At 60.5% G+C, this 18,546-nt stretch carries 17 protein-coding genes and 1 tRNA gene; all 18 read left to right on the forward strand.

Annotation, left to right across the window (positions count from 1 at the left end):
* Nucleotides 1–11: 11 nt before the first annotated feature.
* The 18 genes from asnB to PMW67_RS01630 all read left to right on the forward strand — a co-directional run bounded on the left by asnB (nucleotide 12) and on the right by PMW67_RS01630 (nucleotide 18,534).
* Nucleotides 12–1,892, forward strand: coding sequence for an asparagine synthase (glutamine-hydrolyzing) (asnB, locus tag PMW67_RS01545; protein ID WP_271738601.1), 1,881 nt, complete (start codon nucleotides 12–14; stop codon nucleotides 1,890–1,892).
* A gap of 111 nt (nucleotides 1,893–2,003) precedes the next feature.
* On the forward strand, nucleotides 2,004–3,566 hold the full coding sequence (locus PMW67_RS01550; protein WP_117774379.1) for a Mur ligase family protein: 1,563 nt from the start codon (nucleotides 2,004–2,006) through the stop codon (nucleotides 3,564–3,566).
* 107 nt (nucleotides 3,567–3,673) lie between these two features.
* Nucleotides 3,674–4,585 carry an HAD family hydrolase gene (locus PMW67_RS01555; RefSeq protein WP_117774378.1) on the forward strand — a complete coding sequence of 304 codons (912 nt, stop codon included), beginning with the start codon at nucleotides 3,674–3,676 and terminating at the stop codon, nucleotides 4,583–4,585.
* A 51-nt stretch (nucleotides 4,586–4,636) separates the two neighbouring features.
* Complete coding sequence (gene murI, locus PMW67_RS01560; RefSeq protein WP_117774377.1) at nucleotides 4,637–5,521, forward strand: glutamate racemase; 885 nt, start codon at nucleotides 4,637–4,639, stop codon at nucleotides 5,519–5,521.
* A gap of 54 nt (nucleotides 5,522–5,575) precedes the next feature.
* The gene (gene rph, locus PMW67_RS01565) at nucleotides 5,576–6,301 is read left to right on the forward strand and encodes a ribonuclease PH (protein WP_117774376.1); all 726 of its coding nucleotides are present in this window, start codon (nucleotides 5,576–5,578) and stop codon (nucleotides 6,299–6,301) included.
* Between the two features lie 143 nt (nucleotides 6,302–6,444).
* Nucleotides 6,445–7,086 carry an RdgB/HAM1 family non-canonical purine NTP pyrophosphatase gene (rdgB, locus tag PMW67_RS01570; RefSeq protein ID WP_022094898.1) on the forward strand — a complete coding sequence of 214 codons (642 nt, stop codon included), beginning with the start codon at nucleotides 6,445–6,447 and terminating at the stop codon, nucleotides 7,084–7,086.
* Nucleotides 7,087–7,089: 3 nt separating this feature from the next.
* The gene (dtd, locus tag PMW67_RS01575) at nucleotides 7,090–7,536 is read left to right on the forward strand and encodes a D-aminoacyl-tRNA deacylase (protein WP_089572532.1); all 447 of its coding nucleotides are present in this window, start codon (nucleotides 7,090–7,092) and stop codon (nucleotides 7,534–7,536) included.
* Nucleotides 7,537–7,650: 114 nt separating this feature from the next.
* On the forward strand, nucleotides 7,651–7,947 hold the full coding sequence (locus PMW67_RS01580; protein ID WP_006234957.1) for a Veg family protein: 297 nt from the start codon (nucleotides 7,651–7,653) through the stop codon (nucleotides 7,945–7,947).
* A 2-nt stretch (nucleotides 7,948–7,949) separates the two neighbouring features.
* Complete coding sequence (gene ispE / locus PMW67_RS01585) at nucleotides 7,950–8,846, forward strand: 4-(cytidine 5'-diphospho)-2-C-methyl-D-erythritol kinase (protein ID WP_117774375.1); 897 nt, start codon at nucleotides 7,950–7,952, stop codon at nucleotides 8,844–8,846.
* A 49-nt stretch (nucleotides 8,847–8,895) separates the two neighbouring features.
* Nucleotides 8,896–8,972, forward strand: a tRNA-Pro gene (locus tag PMW67_RS01590).
* Between the two features lie 112 nt (nucleotides 8,973–9,084).
* Nucleotides 9,085–9,360, forward strand: a complete 276-nt coding sequence (gene tatA / locus PMW67_RS01595) for a twin-arginine translocase TatA/TatE family subunit (protein ID WP_022094895.1) — start codon at nucleotides 9,085–9,087, stop codon at nucleotides 9,358–9,360.
* A 106-nt stretch (nucleotides 9,361–9,466) separates the two neighbouring features.
* Nucleotides 9,467–9,937, forward strand: a complete 471-nt coding sequence (greA, locus tag PMW67_RS01600) for a transcription elongation factor GreA (RefSeq protein ID WP_006234960.1) — start codon at nucleotides 9,467–9,469, stop codon at nucleotides 9,935–9,937.
* Between the two features lie 79 nt (nucleotides 9,938–10,016).
* Entirely contained in the window at nucleotides 10,017–11,981 is a 1,965-nt protein-coding gene (gene lysS / locus PMW67_RS01605) for a lysine--tRNA ligase (RefSeq protein ID WP_117840013.1), read from the forward strand.
* Nucleotides 11,982–12,323: 342 nt separating this feature from the next.
* Nucleotides 12,324–13,892 (forward strand): threonine/serine exporter family protein, encoded by a 1,569-nt coding sequence (locus PMW67_RS01610; RefSeq protein WP_231500736.1) that lies wholly within the window; start codon nucleotides 12,324–12,326, stop codon nucleotides 13,890–13,892.
* A gap of 221 nt (nucleotides 13,893–14,113) precedes the next feature.
* A complete protein-coding gene (locus tag PMW67_RS01615; RefSeq protein WP_117840012.1) occupies nucleotides 14,114–14,707 on the forward strand; it encodes a DUF2798 domain-containing protein in 594 nt (197 codons plus the stop codon).
* Nucleotides 14,708–14,893: 186 nt separating this feature from the next.
* Nucleotides 14,894–17,536: an ATP-dependent Clp protease ATP-binding subunit gene (locus tag PMW67_RS01620; protein WP_117840011.1), complete on the forward strand. Its 2,643-nt coding sequence runs from the start codon at nucleotides 14,894–14,896 to the stop codon at nucleotides 17,534–17,536.
* A 120-nt stretch (nucleotides 17,537–17,656) separates the two neighbouring features.
* A complete protein-coding gene (locus PMW67_RS01625; protein ID WP_197032147.1) occupies nucleotides 17,657–18,016 on the forward strand; it encodes a type II toxin-antitoxin system RelB/DinJ family antitoxin in 360 nt (119 codons plus the stop codon).
* Nucleotides 18,013–18,534, forward strand: a complete 522-nt coding sequence (locus tag PMW67_RS01630; protein WP_117773490.1) for a PIN domain-containing protein — start codon at nucleotides 18,013–18,015, stop codon at nucleotides 18,532–18,534. The genes PMW67_RS01625 and PMW67_RS01630 overlap by 4 nt, the downstream gene beginning before the upstream one ends.
* Nucleotides 18,535–18,546: the final 12 nt, after the last annotated feature.

Here is an 18,546-nt window from a genome sequence, read left to right on the forward strand (position 1 = left end):
GGGGATAGTATATGTGCGGTTTTGTCGGTTTTGTCGGTGGGACGGATAACCAATCCGAGGTGCTCACCAAGATGATGGACCGCATCGTCCATCGCGGTCCCGACATGGGCGGTCAGTTTATCGACGGCCGCGTTGCCCTGGGCTTCCGCCGCCTGTCGATCCTCGACCTGACCGAGGCCGGCGCTCAGCCCATGGCCAATGAGGACGGCAGCGTCGTCATTGTCTTCAACGGCGAGATCTACAACTTCCAAGAACTCCGTTCCGAGCTCGAGGCCAAGGGCTACAAGTTCCACTGCGGCGCCGACACCGAGAGCCTCCTGCACGGCTACGAGGAGTGGGGCGAGGCCGTACTCGATCGTCTGCGCGGTATGTACGCCTTCGTCATCTGGGACAAAAAGAAGAACAAGCTTTTTGGCGCCCGCGACATCTTTGGCATCAAGCCGCTCTACTACTATCCCATGGCCGATGCGGGCGACGGCGCTCCGGGCGTGCTCTTTGGTTCCGAGATCAAGAGCTTCCTGGACTACCCGCACTTCCACAAGGCGGTCAACAAAAAGGCTCTGCGTCCGTACATGACGCTGCAGTATTCGGCGACTGAGGAGACCTTCTTCGAGGGTGTCTACAAGCTGCCGCCGGCGCACTACTTTACCGTCGATATCCCGACCGGCAAGATGAACATCGAGCGCTACTGGGATTGCGATTACTCTGCCGTCGAGAAGCCGTTCGAAGAGTATGTCGATGAGCTGGACGAGGTCGTGCACGAGAGTGTCGAGGCCCATCGCATCGCCGACGTCAAGGTCGCGTCGTTCCTCTCCGGTGGCGTCGACTCCAGCTACATCGCCGCTTGCCTCATGCCCGACAAGACCTTCTCGGTGGGCTTTGACTACAAGAACTTCAACGAGACCAACTACGCCAAGGAACTTTCCGATAAGCTCGGCGTCGAGAACGTTCGCAAGATGATTACCGCCGACGAGTTCTTCGGTGCGCTCGAGGACATCCAGTATCACATGGACGAGCCGCAGTCCAACCTGTCTTCCGTGCCGCTGTGGTTCTTGGCCGAGATGGCCCGCAAGGACGTTACCGTCGTGCTTTCGGGCGAAGGCGCCGACGAGCTCTTTGGCGGCTACGCCTACTACGAGGACACGGTCCCGGTGCGCAAGTACAAAAAGATGGTGCCGCTGCCCATCCGTCGCGCGCTCGGTAACCTGGCGCTGCATATGCCGTACTTCAAGGGACATAACTTCCTGGTCAAGGGTGCCGAGATCCCCGAGAAGTCGTTCCTGGGACAGGCTCTGGTATGGCCGGAGCGCGAGGTCGACGGCGTGCTCAAGCCCGAGTACAACACCGGCGATTGCGCCTTTGAGCTCGCTGCACCCATCTACGCACGCGTGAAGGGTCAGCCCGAACTGGTCAAGAAGCAGTACCTGGACATGAACATGTGGCTCCCGGGCGACATTCTGCTCAAGGCCGACAAGATGTGCATGGCGCACTCGCTGGAGCTGCGCGTGCCCTTCCTGGACCGCAAAGTCATGGAGTTCGCCGAGCACATTCCCGATCGCTACCGCATCAACGAGAACGGCAACAAGCAGGTACTCCGCCACGCTGCCAACAAGTCGCTGCCCGATGAGTGGGCCACCCGTCCCAAGGTGGGCTTCCCGGTGCCGATTGTCTACTGGCTGCGCGAGCAAAAGTGGTACGACTATGTCAAGGAGTACTTCACCGCGCCGTGGGCAAGCGAGTTCTTCAATACCGACGAGCTCATGCACCTGCTCGATCTGCACTTTGCGGGCAAGGGCGATTTCCAGCGCAAGATCTATACGCCGCTCGTGTTCCTAGTGTGGTACAAGCGCTTCTTTATCGACGAGGACCAGCCCGCTGTTCAGGCTGCCTAGCCTCGGCTTACGAACGCCTGCGCGTAACGGCTCCTCCGGGAGCCGTTTTTGCGTGGGTGCGTTTCAGTTACTATAAAACCGTCCCTGCCAAATGGCTGAGAAAGGTGAAAGATGCACCATTCGGATTCCGCGACCGTGACCACGGTCGATACGCTTGCCAAGCTTCTCGATGTGTGCGGCGAGCTGCGCGCATCAGAGCAGGTTGACGAGCGCGCCGTGACCGGCTGCTCGTTTGATTCGCGCGCGGTCTCGGCAGGTGACGTATTCTTTTGCAAAGGTGCTGCCTTTAAGCCCGCGTTTTTGAGCATGGCGCTCGATGCGGGCGCCGTCGCATTTGTGTGCGAGGAGTCGCTGGTCGAGTCTCTGGAGCCGCTGGCGCAGGAGAGCGGTGCTGCGATGCTGGTTGTTGATAGTGTTCGCACGGCCATGGCCCTGTTGCCGCCGGAGGTCTACGACCGTCCCGACCACGACGTCAAGATCGTGGGCATCACCGGCACCAAGGGAAAGACCACGGCCGCTTTTATGCTCCAGTCCATCATCAAGGCGGCGGGCGAGTCCTGCGGCATGATCGGCTCGGTGAGTACCGACGATGGTATCGAGTGCTACGAGAGCACCAACACCACGCCCGAGGCCCCCGAGGTTTGGCGCCATATCGCCAACTGCCGCACGTCCGGTCGCCAGTCCATGGTCATGGAGGTCTCGAGCCAGGCGCTCAAGTACCAACGCGTCGAGAATCTGCCGTTTGACGTGGCGTGCTTCCTCAACATCGGCCGCGACCACATCTCGCCGATCGAACACCCCACGTTTGAGGATTATTTTGAGAGCAAGCTTAGGATCTTTGACCAGGCAAAGACCGCCGTGGTGAATCTGGGCACCGATGAGGTTGACCGTGTGCTAGAGGCAGCGTCGACGGCCGAGCGCTTGGTGACCGTTGGCGTCGAGCATCCCGAGGCAAGCCTGTGGGCGAGCGATGTCCGCATGCTCGGCTTTAACATCGAGTTCAACTTGCACGGCATGAGCGCCGACGAGCCCGAGGCGGGGGAGAAGGTCCTGCTGGGTATCGCGGGCGACTTTAACGTGGAAAACGCGCTGGTCGCTATCGCCGCTGCGCGCGAGATCGGCATCGGTATCGAGGCTATCAAGAAGGGCCTCTCCAAACTGCGTGTGCCGGGCCGCATGGAGGTCGTGGAGTCGAAGGACGGCCGCGTGATCTGCGTCGTTGACTATGCGCACAACCAGCTTTCGTTCCGTTCGCTTTTCTCGTCGGTCAAGCGCGCGTTTCCCGCTAGCCCCGTCATTGCGCTGTTTGGCGCCGCCGGCGGCAAGGCGCAGGAGCGCCGCGAGCAATTGCCACGCGAGGCCGCACCGTATTCCGACCTGATGATCTTTACGAACGAGGATCCAGCTCACGAGGACCCGATGAAGGTCTGTCGCGAGCTTGCCGAGCATGTTCCCGACGATACGCCGAACAAGATCATCCTCGACCGCGAAGCCGCTGTGCATGCGGCGTTCAAGGCGGCGCGCGAGGAGTACGTCAACCCCGATGCTCCCACCATTGTCTTGCTGCTGGCAAAGGGTGACGAGGAGCTCATGCACGTGGGCGACGAGTTCGTGCCCATCGAGAGCGACCTTTCGCTGGCCAATCGCCTGATCGATGTTACCCAGTTTGACTAATGAACCATGATGGCGGCGGCGCCCTGAGTGCGCTGTCGCCATAAGCGTGTTCCCTCAATCAAAACATGCCGTCCAAGTCCAAACCCTTCTACGTAAACGGAGTAACCATGTCCCACAACACCTTGCCGACCGTTGCCGAGCTTTCGGGCGAGATGCGCGAGCGCTTGGCCAAGGTCAAGTACGTCTTTACCGACCTGGATGCCACGATGCTCGCGCCCGGCTCGTGCGTGCTGCGCGACAACGACGACAACCCCTCGACCAAACTCGTCGAGGCCGTCGTGGCGCTCGCTCGCGCTGGCATTCAGGTGGTTCCCACCTCGGGCCGCAACCGTACCATGATCCACGAGGACGCGCGCGTGCTCGGCCTCAACTCCTACATTGGTGAGATGGGCGGCCTGGTCATGTACGACCTCAAAGCCAACGATTGGGAGTATCTGACTGGCGACATGCCTTACGACCCCGCCTGCGGCCTTACTCCGCACCAGGTGATCGAGCAGACCGGCGTGTGCGAGAAGATTCTTGCCCGCTGGCCGCACAAGATCGAGTATCACAACGACATGTCGACCGGCTACAAGTACCGCGAGGTCACCGTCGGCATGCGCGGCGATGTGCCCGACAATGAGGTCCAGGCCATCCTGGACGAGGCCGGCTGCGGCCTGGTGTGGGCCTGTAACGGTCACCTGACGCATCTGTCCAAGCCGACGACGCTCGAGCTCGATCGCGTCGAGGACGGTCGCGCGTTTAACATCAATCCCGCCGGCCTCAACAAGGGCGTTGCCATCGCGCGCTTCTGCGAGCACCTGGGGATCGAGCGCGAGGAGACGCTCGCGCTCGGCGATTCCGAGTCCGACTTCTACATGGCCGATCACGTGGGCACGTTCTGCCTGGTCGAGAATGGCCTGACGAGCGCCGGTGCGCCCGAGTTCCTGGCTGCTTGCGAGAACGCTTTCGTTACGCGCGGCAAAATTGTCGACGGTTGGGCGGCGACGGCAGAGCTGCTGGTCGCGGCGCGTTCGTAGCGCGGCGTCGCCGCACTTGGACATGTCTTTTCGAGAGAGACTGGTGAGGTAATGTCCGATATCGAGAATCCGACAGGCGACACGCGCCCGATTGGCGTGTTCGATTCTGGTTTGGGCGGTCTGACGGTTGCGCGCGCCATCGCGACGGTGCTGCCGCGCGAGTCCGTCTACTACTTCGGCGACACCAAACGCTGCCCCTACGGCACGCGCACCGAGGATGAGGTGCGCTCGTTTGCGTTGCAGGCGGGCCGTTGGCTGTCGAAGCACGACGTCAAGATTATGGTCATCGCCTGCAACACGGCGACAGCTGCGGCCTTGCGTCTGGCCCAGCAGGTGCTCGACGTTCCCGTGATCGGCGTGATCGCGCCGGGTGCCCGTGCGGCAATCAACAGCACCCGCACGCGTCGCGTGGGCGTGCTCGCCACCAACCTCACCATTCGCTCGGGCGCTTACACGCGCGCCATTCAGGACCTAGATGCCGGCGTCGACGTATACGGCTGCCCCGCCTCGAGCTTTGTCGAGGTTGTCGAACACGAGCTCGCCTCGGGTGCGCATCTGCAAGAGCAGTGGCTTGAGAACGAGGACATCTTCGATACGCCTGCCGTGCGTGCGCTGGTGGGTGCCACGGTTGAGCCACTGCGCGACCACGGTATCGATACCGTGGTGCTCGGCTGTACGCATTTTCCGCTGTTGGTGGGACCTATCCGCCATGCGCTGGGGCCTGGGGTACGCGTCGTGAGTTCCGCCGAGGAGACCACGCGCGAGCTGACCGATATCCTCACGCGCCGCGAGCAGCTGGCGGGCGTCGCCGCCGAGCCGCAGCATCGTTTTGCCACGACGGCCGATAACATTGCCGAGTTTGCGGTGGCGGGCAGCTTTATCTTTGGTCAGCCGCTCAAGAGCATTGAGCATATCGATATCGATGAGCTGAAATAGATGTAAGGCCGCCGTCAGAGCCTTCGCCACACCTTTTGCCGAAAGGATTTTTCTATGGAGTACATGCAGGTCAACCGCGCCAACGGTCGCGCCGCCAACGAGTTGCGCCCCGTTAAGCTCACCCGTGGCGTCATGAAGCACGCCCACGGCTCGTGTTTTGCCGAGTTCGGTGACACGCGCGTGTTGTGCGCCGCCACAATCGAGGAGGGCGTGCCGGGCTGGCGAAAGGGAGCTAAGGTCGGCTGGGTGACCGCGGAATACGCCATGCTGCCGGCGTCGACCGGCAAGCGCTGCAAGCGCGAGCACGCCAACCGCAAGGGTCGCTCCATGGAGATCGAGCGCCTCATTGGCCGCAGCCTGCGTACCGTCGTCAACATGAAGGCGCTCGGCGAGTACACCGTCACCGTCGACTGCGATGTGATTCAGGCCGATGGCGGCACGCGTACAGCGAGCATCACCGGCGCCTGGGTGGCGCTGCACGACGCCCTCGCCATGTGGGTCGAGGCGGGCAAGATCGAGCGCATCCCGCTTACCGGCCAGGTGGCTGCAATCTCCATGGGCGTTGTCGACGGCAATACGCTGCTTGACCTCGATTATTCCGAGGACAGCCATGCCGAAGTCGACATGAACCTCGTCGCCACCGACACCGGTGAGATGATCGAGCTCCAGGGCACTGGCGAGCAGGCGCCCTTTGACCGTAAGCGCCTCAACGCCCTGCTCGACCTGGGCGACAAAGGCATCGCCGAGCTCATCGAGCTTCAGCGCCAAGCCATCGCCTAACCTGCCAAAAAGGGACAGGTTTATTTTGGCAGGTTTTATCTGGGAAAACGTCGAAGTATAAGACTGCCGTTGATTGAGAGGGGAGAGGCGGAGGCCCTCGTCGCCCTCGGCGCGGCATTGCTATAGAGACAAGGAGACCACTCATGGCACTTGAGAAGATCGACATCGACACCCTCGACCCGGCGGCGACCATTGTCGTGGCAACGGGCAACGCCCATAAGCTCACCGAGATCGAGGCCATTTTAGGCAAGGTCATGCCCGAGGTTCGCTTTGTGGCGCTCGGCCAGCTGGGCGATTTTGAGGACCCCGAGGAAAACGGCACGACGTTTTTGGAGAACGCCATCATCAAGGCGCAGGCTGCCGTCGAAGAGACGGGGCTCATGGCCATCGCCGACGATTCTGGCTTGGTCGTCGACGCGCTTGACGGCGAGCCGGGCGTGTATAGCGCGCGCTATGCGGGCGTGCACGGAGACGATGCCGCCAACAACGCCAAGCTTCTCGTTAACCTGGAAGGCGTGGCGGACGAGGACCGCACCGCGCGCTTTATGAGCGTCGTTGCGCTTATCGACACGGATGGTCTGGTCACCTATGGCGAGGGCGCCTGCGAGGGCGTTATCGCACACGAGGGCCGCGGCGATCACGGCTTTGGCTATGACCCGCTGTTCCTGCCGGTCGACACGCCGGGCAAGACCATGGCCGAGCTGACGGCGGACGAGAAGAACGCCATCAGCCATCGTTTCCACGCGCTCGAGCATCTGTCCGCCAAACTGACGGGCGAGGAGTAGGCCGTGCGTGCGGTGGTGCAGCGCGTACTCAACGCCGGCGTGACGGTCGACGGCGAGTGCGTGGGCAAAATTGGGCGCGGCTATCTGGTGCTGCTGGGCGTGGGCCACGGCGACACGCGCGCCGAGGCCGATAAGCTGTGGGGCAAGCTCCGCGGCTTGCGCATTAACGAGGACGAGAACGGCAAGACCAACCTGGCACTTGCCGATGTCGACGGCGAGGTTCTCGTAGTGTCGCAGTTCACGCTGTTCGCCGATTGCCGTCACGGCCGCCGCCCATCGTTTACGGATGCCGGCGCCCCCGATGTCGCCAACGAGCTCTACGAGTACTTCCTGACGCTCGTTCGTCAAGATGTCGAACACGTGGCGCATGGCATCTTTGGCGCCGATATGAAAGTCGACCTCGTCAACGACGGCCCATTCACCATCGTCCTCGATACCGACAATCTGTAAGTAGCCAAATTAGCTACTTGCGCGTGGTCGCAACAGGGTGCTATAGTATTAGAGTTTTGTCTATCTTAGGGGTATTATCCCCTTTTTGAATTGCACCTTCTGGAGGCCCTGTTCATGGAAGAGATGGAAGTCAATCACGTCGACGACATCCACGAGAAGCTGACCGATATGGTGGGCGATCGCGTCAAGGTGAAGGCCAACATGGGCCGCACCCGCGTCGTCGAGCGCATGGGCACCATCAAGAGCGTCCACCCCGCCGTCTTTATCGTCGAGGTTGACGAACGTCGCGGCCGCAAGTCGCGTCAGTCCTACCAGTATATCGATGTCCTCACCGGGCAGGTCGAGCTGTTCGACCCCGAGAGCGGTGAGCACATTTTTACCCCGCTCGGCAATCAGCTCGAGGAGCACTAACGGTGACCGATCGGTCCCTGACTCTTTCCGCGCCGGCAAAGATTAACCTCTACCTGGGGGTTCATACCGAGCGCGATGACCGCGGCTACCACAGGGTCGATTCCCTGATGGCAGCCGTCGGTCTTTCCGATTCCGTGACGGTCGCGCCGGCGCAGGCGCTGACCGTCCAGACGGTTCCGGCATCAGATTTTCCCATGCAAAAGAATACGGCGTATCGGGCTGCGGTTGCTATGGCCGAGCATTATGGTTGCGAGGCAAACATCTGCGTGACGATTGAGAAGCGCATTCCATTGTGCGCCGGCTTGGGCGGCCCCTCGACGGACGCGGCCGCGGTCATTGTCGCCTTGGCGGAGCTCTGGGGAATTGATCGCACCGACCCCGCGCTCGACGACATTGCGCGGGGTATTGGTGCTGACGTCCCGTTCTTTTTGCACGCGAGCCTTGCGTTCTACGTAGGTGGGGGAGACGTGCTGGCAACTGAGTATCCCGCGCTGCCCGCAACGCCCGTCGTGTTGGTCAAGCCGCGCGAGGCAAGCGTTTCAACAATTGAAGCCTATCGACGTTTTGACGAGGCTCCGGTGCCTGCAGACAAGCCCGGCGCGATAGCTTCTGCCTTGCATGCTGGTGATGCCGAGACGGCATATGCGCTCATCCATAACAACCTAGGTGTCATTTCCGCACAGATGGAGCCGCAGATTCAAACGGTTCTCGATTGGCTGCGTAAACAGGACGGCACCGTTGCTGTAGATGTGTGCGGATCGGGTGCCTGCTCATTTGCCATTTGCGACACCGCCGCCACGGCCGAAAGGCTTGCCGACGCTGCCCTGCAAAACGGCTGGTGGTCCTGCGCGACGGAGCTCATTCCCAACACGGTTCGCATCGAAGTGCCAAAGAAGTAAAAATTTCTCTAGCACACGACGGAAATCTTTGTTACTATAGTCGAGCTAACGGGTTGTGGCTCAGTTTGGTAGAGCACTGCGTTCGGGACGCAGGGGTCGCTGGTTCAAATCCAGTCAACCCGACCAGAGCATGAGGAGGGACCGCTTCTTGCGGTCCCTTTTTTTAGCTATTGTTGTGATACCGCGATACCCGCGGTATACTCATTCGAGCTTGTCTCGCTGTATTGTGGAGGTCTACATGTTTGGACTGAGGGCTCCTGAGCTCATCATTATTCTCGTCGTTGTCCTGATTATCTTCGGGCCCAAGAACCTGCCGAAGCTCGGCAAGTCCCTCGGCTCTACCGTCAAGAATATCCGCGAGGGTATGGAGGGCGACGATAAGGCCGAGACCAAGCAGGCCGAGGAGGTCGTGGTCGAGCAGTCCGAGGAGGACAAGGAGATCGCTGAGCTCGAGGCCAAGCTCGCTGCTGCCAAGAAGAAGCAGGCAGAGGACAGCGACGCGGACGCAGAGTAGTCCCATCCCTTTGGGGTGAGCACCTGACCGGCTTGCCCGCAGGCTAGCCGGTCTTTTTCGTTTTGTTGACAGTTGATTGTTTGATCAGAGTTGGGGAGATATCCGTATGGACGCAAGCCAGATCGTACTGACCGCTGAGGGCCGCCAGAAGCTCGTCGAGGAGCTCGCTTGGCGTGAGGGCGATTACGCCAAGGAGATCGTCGAGGACATCAAGGAAGCCCGCGCGTTCGGCGACCTTTCGGAGAACTCCGAGTACGATGCCGCCAAGGACAAGCAGGCCCAGAACGCCGCTCGTATTGCCGAGATCCAGGCCATCCTTGCCAACGCTCAGGTTGCTGCCACCACAGGTGATCTGACCGTCTCCATCGGTTCCACCGTTTCTCTGATTGATCCCAACGGTGAGGTCATGGAAGTCACGCTCGTCGGTACCACCGAGACCAACTCGCTCGAGCACAAGATTTCCAACGAGTCTCCGGTCGGCCACGCCATCATCGGTCACGGCGAGGGCGACTCCGTCGAGGTCGTTACGCCTTCCGGCAAGACTCGCGTCTACACCATCGCCAAGATTGCACGCTAGACCACGGTCCCGCGTAAAGGTATGTTTTCGCTCCCTGGGACCGAATCCTGGGGAGCGTTTTAGTTTGAGGAGCTAACTTATGGCAGAGAACCAGAACGCCGCAGATCAGGCATCGACGCTCAACGACGAGCGCGCCACCCGCCTGGCCAAGCGCGCCGCCCTGTTCGAGGCGGGCCAGAACCCCTATCCCGAGCACTCTGAGCTTGAGGACTACGTTGCCGATATCGAGGCTAAGTACGCCGAGCTTGCCGATGGCGAGGACACCGAGGACGTCGTGAAGATCGCCGGCCGCGTGGTCGCCAAGCGCGGTCAGGGCAAGATCATGTTCATCGTCGTGCGCGATGCGACTGCCGAGATTCAGCTGTTCTGCCGCATCAACGACATGGACGAGGCTGCATGGAATACGCTCAAGTCCCTCGACCTGGGCGACATCCTGGGCGTGACCGGCGTGGTTGTGCGCACCCAGCGCGGCCAGCTCTCCGTTGCCCCTAAGAGCGCGACCCTGCTTGCCAAGGCCGTTCGTCCGCTGCCCGAGAAGTTCCACGGTCTTTCCGACAAGGAGACCCGTTATCGTCAGCGCTACGTCGACCTGATCGCCAACGACGATGTCCGCGAGACCTTCCGCAAGCGTTCGCAGATTCTCTCCACCTTCCGCCGCTTCATGGAGTCCGACGGCTACATGGAAGTCGAGACCCCCATCCTGCAGACTATCCAGGGCGGCGCCACGGCTAAGCCGTTCATCACGCACTTCAACGCGCTCGACCAGGAGTGCTATCTGCGCATTGCTACCGAGCTGCATCTCAAGCGCTGCATCGTCGGCGGCTTTGAGCGCGTGTTCGAGATTGGCCGCATCTTCCGCAACGAGGGCATGGACCTCACCCACAACCCCGAGTTCACCACGATGGAGGCCTACCGTGCCTTCTCCGATCTCGAGGGCATGAAGGCGCTTGCCCAGGGCGTCATCAAGGCTGCCAACAAGGCCATCGGCAACCCCGAGGTCATCGAGTACCAGGGCCAGACCATCGATCTTTCCGGTGAGTGGGCAAGCCGCCCCATGACTGATATTGTCTCTGACGTGCTCGGCAAGAAAGTCACCATCGACACGCCGGTCGAGGAGCTTGCTGCCGCCGCGCGCGAGAAGGGCCTGGAGATCAAGCCCGAGTGGACTGCTGGCAAGATCATCGCCGAGATTTACGATGAGCTGGGCGAGGACACCATCGTCAACCCGACCTTCGTGTGCGATTACCCCATCGAGGTCAGCCCGCTTGCCAAGCGTTTTGAGGACGACCCGCGTCTGACGCACCGCTTTGAGCTGGTTATCGCCGGTCACGAGTACGCTAACGCGTTCTCCGAGCTCAACGACCCGGTCGACCAGGCCGAGCGCTTTGCCGCTCAGATGGCCGAGAAGGCTGGCGGTGACGACGAGGCCATGGAGTACGACGAGGACTACGTGCGCGCCCTCGAGTACGGCATGCCTCCCGCGGGCGGCATCGGCATCGGTATCGACCGCGTGGTCATGCTGCTCACCAACCAGGCCTCCATCCGCGACGTCCTGCTGTTCCCGCACATGAAGCCCGAGAAGGGTTTCCAGTCCGGTGCTGCTGCCGCCAAGGCCGCCGAGGCCGGCAACGCCTCGAGCCCGTTCGTCAAATCGCTCAAGCCTACGCTCGATTACTCTAAGATCGCCGTCGAGCCGCTGTTCGAGGAGTTTGTCGACTTTGATACCTTCTCCAAGAGCGATTTCCGCGCCGTGAAGGTCAAGGCGTGCGAAGCCGTCAAGAAGTCCAAGAAGCTGCTGAACTTTACGCTCGACGACGGTACCGGTACCGACCGCACCATCCTTTCCGGCATCCATGAATACTATGAGCCCGAGGACTTGGTCGGCAAGACCCTGCTCGCCATCACCAACCTTCCTCCGCGCAAGATGATGGGCATTCCCAGCTGCGGCATGCTGATCAGCGCTATTCACGAGGAGGAGGGCGAGGAGCGCCTCAATCTGATTCAGCTCGACGCTTCCATCCCCGCCGGCGCAAAGATGTGCTAACTAGTTACGCGGTTCTACGAACCGCGTAACGGCTCGACGCTGCGCGCCGCCCAGGGCGACAATTTGTCATTCAAAAGGTAAGGCATGACCAGAAGGTCTATGTCTTGCCTTTTTCATGCCAACTTGTTCGCCCTGGACGTCGCTCGCTGTCCGTCCTCTACCTGCGGCGTTGCCTTGGTTGGCACTTAGGGACGTTCTTAAACGACTAGCCATTCAAGAACGTCCCCAACGACTACCTAACGGCTATTGCGTACATGACTCACATGACAGTTGTCTCTTTTATGTTTCCTTTAGCCGTCGCTGCCTAGGATGGGAGTTAGTCGGCAGGAAGGGAGCGTCTGTATGGACGATGCGAGCGAGCGCGCGATCGAAGAGGACATGCTCGATCAGTTCAATTACTTTGATGATGAGGACGAGGAGCTGATCGACCGTCGCGAGCCAGCGCCGCTTGATTCCTTTGATCTGGTCGATGAAGAGGCTGATGAGGTTGAGGATGAATCGACGGAACCCCCACAGCCTTCGCGCCTTGACTCACTGCCTTCGAGAGCCCCCATGCACCACGGTGTCCGTGCCGGCGCGCTCCATATGAAAACTGACTGGCGCCAGATCGTGACCGCGGGCGATGAGCTTGCCGTCGATGCGCCACTTACCGACAAATCATCCATCATCTGCCGCACCGGTATGCTTATGCTCGCGAGCGGAACGGGTGCCTGGCGTGTACGCGATACCATGAACCGCGTCGCCGCCGTACTCGGTGTCACCATCCACGTTGACTTAAGTCTCCTGTCGTTTGAGTGCACCTGCATCGAAGGCGGCCACTGCTTTAACGAGGTCGTCAGCCTGCCAACAACGGGCGTCAACACTCATCGCATTTGGATGATGGAGAGCTTCCTAAAGGAAATCGAGACTTATGGGCGCCGGTTTACCGTGCATGAGTATCACGAGATGCTCAAGACCGTTGAGAGTTCAAAACCTGATTACGCGCCTTGGCAACAGGGCCTTGCGGCGGCCTGCGCCTGTGGCGCCTTTGTCTTTTTACTTGGTGGCGGTCCCATTGAGATGGCATGTGCGTTCGTGGGCGCGGGCGTCGGCAACTTTGCCCGTTCTCATATCCTCAAGCAGGGCCTCGGCCAGTTTAGCGCGTTGACGATTGGCGTCGCGCTGGCCTGTATCTCGTATTTACTGGCGTTGCTCGGCCTTGGCCAGGTCATTCCGGGGGCAATGTCGCACCAAGAAGGCTATATCGGCGCCATGCTCTTTGTCATCCCCGGCTTTCCCCTCATTACGGCAGGCCTCGACATCGCAAAGCTCGATATGCGAAGCGGCATCGAGCGTCTTTCGTATGCTGTGTCAATTATTGTGATGGCGACCCTCGTAGGCTGGATGGTTGCCGAGTGTGTGGGACTGGCGCCGGATGACTTCGCCCCGCTCGGCCTCTCACCGTTGGCTCTTACGCTCTTGCGCATACTGATGAGCTTTATCGGTGTATTTGGCTTCTCGGTTATGTTCAACAGTCCGATAAAGATGGCCGCGGCGGCTGGGCTCATCGGTGCCGTGTCTAATACCTTGCGCCTTACGCTCGTCGATGCGCCGACGCTGTTTCCCTTTCTGGGCCTGAGTGCAGGCATGCCTCCCGAGGCGGCGGCGTTTATCGGCGCGCTGGTGTCGGGACTGCTTGCGAGCCTGGCCGAAATCAAGCTCACGTACCCGCGCATCGCCCTCACGGTGCCATCGATTGTCATCATGGTGCCGGGACTGTATCTGTATCGCTCGATGTACTACATGTGCACGTTTGACACGGTTAATATGCTTGGCTGGTTTGTGCGTGCGGTGCTCATCGTGGCGTTCCTTCCCGTCGGCCTGAGCGTAGCGAGAACTCTCACCGATCCCCGCTGGCGCCACACCAGCTAATTGGTGCAAGGGGGACAGGTTACTTTGCACCAATACGCCGAGCATCTCCACAAACTCAACGCTTACGAAGCGCGTGTTGTTCGTGTTAGGGTAGTTCCACCACATAAGTAGTCGCAGACGCACGTACCGCGGGCGGGCGAGATGAAGTCCCAGTAACTCCATCTCGCCTGCCCGTTTTTTTGCACGCGCCGCGGCGTAACACAGAAAGGATTTCGCCCTTTATGCCTATCAACAAACGAGAGAGCCTGCTGTTCACCTTTATCATGTGTTTTTGTATGGTGCTCTGGATGAGCATCTACAACGTTGCCCTGCAGCATGGGGCCATCAACGGCGAGGTTGTTGCCGCTGCATGGCTTGGCTTCCCCGTTGCCTACGTCTTTGCCATGTGCTGCGACTGGTTTATCGCCAGCCCGCCAGCCAAAGGCTTCGCCTTCAAGTTCCTGGTTACTCCGGGCAAGAGCTCGCCGCTCGCTATGACGCTCGCCGTCAGCTCCTGCATGGTCGTCCCCATGGTCATCATCATGTCGCTCTACGGCGCCTGCGAGGGCCTGTTCCATATGCCCGGCGGCCCGCTTGCCAATTTGCAGGCGCTGCCGATGATGTGGCTCGTCAACATTCCGCGCAACTTTATCATGGCCCTGCCCTGGAACCTGCTGGTGGCCGGTCCGGTTGCCCGGTTTGTCTTCCGTCGCGCCTTCCCCATGGGCACGGTCTTTGCCGAGCCGCACATGGAGCTCGTGCACATGCCGGGTGCTCCCGCTGCCGAGGAGGTTGCCAACATTTCCGAGGGCATGGACGTCGAGCCTGCCTGCTAGGCAACGCTCAGAACCAGACCCCCAAACAGACCGGAGCGATTCCTTTTTTGTAGACGTTGTCGTATGGCTCCGTGCGGAAAAGGTCCCAACGGTTAACATATACTCCATATGGGTAAAGAGACCAAAGCGCTGCCGCGGGGCGGCGCTTTGCGTTTGAAAAAACTAGCTCGTCTAAGAGGAACTAGCATGTTAGACCGTTTTACCGATCGCGCGCGCAAGGTCATGTCCATGGCCAAGCAAGAGGCGCTCGATCTACACTCAAATAAAGTGGGTACCGAGCATCTGCTGCTCGCGCTCGCTAAGGAGGACGAGGGCATTGCCGCCGAGGCACTGCGCTCGCTCGATATCTCCTACGACGACATCATGGACACCCTCAAGGAGGTCCAGACCACCGTTCCCGAGCCCAGCGAGGAGACCGAGGCCGCCAAGCTCGCCTTTACGCCGCTCGTCATTAGCGTGATGGAGCGTTCCTTCCGTGTGGCGCGCGAGAACAACCAGACCTATGTGTCGACCGAGCACCTGCTCATCGGTATCGTCGAAGAGGGCAACGGAATGGCCATGGACATCCTCATGCGCCTGGGTGTTTCGTCCGCTTCTATCAAAAAGGCCATCGAAAAGCTCACCGCCAAGGACCAGGACAAGAAGCGTCCGCTCGCCGGAGCTGGCGCCGGCCGCCCCGGTGCGGGCCTGCCGTTCTTTAGCGGCTCGGACGCCTCACAGCAAAAGGGGGACGGCACCGACACGCTCAAGCAGTTCGCCACCAACCTCACACAGAAGGCGCGCGACGGCAAGCTCGATCCCGTGATCGGTCGCGAAAAGGAAGTCCAGCGCATGATGGAGATCCTTTCGCGCCGCACCAAGAACAACCCGCTTATCTTGGGTGATCCCGGCGTGGGCAAGACAGCCATCGTCGAGGGCCTGGCTCAGCAGATTGCCGCCGGCAACGTGCCCGAGAACCTCATGAACCAGAATATCTGGACACTCGACCTGCCGGGTCTTGTTGCGGGCGCCAAGTATCGCGGCGAGTTCGAGGAGCGTCTCAAGAACGTGATCCAGGAGGCGACCGAAGCCGACGACGTTATCTTGTTTATCGACGAGATGCACACCATCATCGGTGCCGGCTCTGCTGAGGGTTCTATCGATGCGAGCTCCATGCTCAAGCCCGTTCTCGCACGCGGTGCCTTCCAGATCATCGGCGCCACCACGGCCGAGGAGTTCCGCAAGTACCTCACCAAGGATCCGGCCTTTGAGCGTCGCTTCCAGACAATCGATGTCGAGGAGCCGAGCGTCGAGGACACGGTCAAGATCCTGACCGCGCTCAAGCCGCGCTACGAGGAGCACCACCATGTGCGTTACACACAGGGTGCTATCGAGGCCGCCGCGAACCTCTCCAACCGCTACATTCAGGACCGCTTCCTGCCCGATAAGGCCATCGACCTTATCGACGAGGCCGGTGCCCGCGCCCGCATCGCCGCTAACCGCGCGCCCGAGCCGGTGCGCGAGGCCGAGCATCGCGTCGAAGAGCTCAAGGCTGCCGCACAGGAGGCCACCGAGAGCGACGACATGAACAAGGCTGCCGAGATCACTGAGCAGCAAAAGGCTGCCGAGATTGAGGTTGCCGAGGCCAAGGCTGCCTGGACGGCCGAGCTCGACGCGAGCCCGCTCACCATCGACGTCGCCCAGATCGCCGACATCGTCTCCGTGACCTCGGGTGTGCCGGTGTCTTCGCTCACCGAGAGCGAGAGCCGTCGCCTGCTGCAGACCGAAAGCGTGCTCAAGACCCGCATTATCGGCCAGGACGAGGCAGTCGAGGCCGTTGCCAAGGCCGTGCGCCGCAGTCGCTCGCCGCTCAAGGACCCGCGTCGCCCCGGCGGCAGCTTTATCTTCCTGGGTCCCACCGGCACGGGCAAGACCGAGCTCGCCAAGACGCTTGCCGAGTATCTCTTTGGCAGCAAGGACGCGCTCATCAGCTTCGACATGTCGGAGTTTGGCAGCGAGTTCGAGGTCTCCAAGCTTATCGGTAGCCCCCCGGGCTACGTTGGCCATGACGAGGGCGGTCAGCTCACCAAGGCCGTGCGCCGTCATCCGTACTCGGTTGTGCTGTTTGACGAGATCGAGAAGGCGCACCCCGATATCTTCAACATTCTGCTGCAGGTGCTGGAGGAGGGCCGCCTGACCGATAGCCAAGGCAAGACGGTCGACTTCCGCAATACCGTGATCATCATGACGTCCAACGTGGGCGCCCGCGAGATTGCGCAGGATGCGAGCGTTGGCTTTGGCACCACCGGCGAGCACGGCCTTACCTCGAGCGAGATTAAGGGCCGTGCGATGGGCGAACTCAAGCGCCTGTTCCGCCCCGAGCTGCTCAACCGTATCGACGACATCGTGGTGTTCCAGAAGCTTTCGGGCGAGAATCTGACCAAGATCGCGCACCTGCTGGTGGACGACTTGCGTCAACGCCTGATTGCCAACGGCATGAACATCAAGCTCACCGATGCGGCCTACGACAAGATTGTGGCCGAGGGCACCGACCTCACCAATGGCGCGCGTCCGCTGCGCCGCGCCATCCAAAAGCTCATTGAGGACCCGCTGTCCGAGGAGCTGCTGGCCGGCGAGTGGGGCGAGGGCGATACCGTCCTGTGCGATGTGGCCGACGGCAAGTTTGTCTTTAGCCACGGCACGGGCGAGATTCCGGCACCGCGTCCGGTCGGCGCGCTCGGCGGCGATACCGCTCCGGCGGCGCCGCACACCGGCAACGCCACGCCCGTAAGCGGCGGCGTGACCTCGGGCCCCGGCGGCATGATGCAAGCCGGCTCTGGCGCGCTGTAAAGTGTGAAATAGTCTGAATGAAGGGGATGTTCCAGCTGGGACGTCCCCTTTCTGGTAAAGGCGGCATTCATCCTAAATGCTATACTAAGTAAAGGAAAGCGTATAGCAAAAGGAGCCAACATGTCTATGTCGATACTAGACTCACGGCCGGTTCAGATGAACGTGCGCATGGATCGCCAACTCAAGGATGCCGGGGACGCCGTTTTGGCACAGATTGGCATGACGCCGTCGCAAGCCGTTCGGACACTTTGGGAGTATCTGGTCGTTAACGGACATATGCCCTCGAAGGGAGACGCGGCGGCTCCAGTTTCTGACGGAGTGGAGCCCCGGCGCATGGAGTCAAGGGCCGCGCAAGGCAGCCATATCGTTCGCGATTCGTGCCTCAAATACGGCATCCCCATCCCTGAGTTCTCGGGAGACTATGACGACCTCTATGAGGAGGCCATGGCGGAGCGCTATCCCGAGTGGGTGGAACTATGAGCACAGAAGGCGTCCTCAAGCTGTTAATCGATACCAACGTATGGATGGATTATTTTTCTGGCAGGTCCGACCGTACGGCAAATGTCGCCCATCTGATCGAGATTGCCGACGCCTCGGAGCGGATTGCCCTGTTTGCCTCGTCGCTTTCGGTCAAAGACGTTTCATATCTTGTCTCGGCGGCAATCAAGCAGGAGTGCCGAAGAAAGACTGGCTCACTGAGCGATAACGCCATTGCGGCGGCAGACGAAACGGCCTGGGCATGCGTTCGACAGATGCGCGAGCTAGCCCTCATCGCCCCGGTCGGTGCAGATGAGGTCTTCGACTCCTTTGTGTTCAAGTATCATCACAACGACTTTGAGGACGACCTGATACTGGGCGTCGCTAATCGCATTGATGCCGATTACGTCGTGACGGAGGACAAAAACCTCATTAAACATACCAATGGCGTATGCATAAACGTTGATCAAGCTTTGAGGTTGGTTGAAGGGTCCAACGCCCCTTCGGTGCGGCCCGTCTAACCTGCTTTATCT

The organism is Collinsella aerofaciens, from assembly GCF_028209395.1.
GTDB classification, from domain to species: Bacteria; Actinomycetota; Coriobacteriia; order Coriobacteriales; family Coriobacteriaceae; genus Collinsella; species Collinsella aerofaciens_AZ.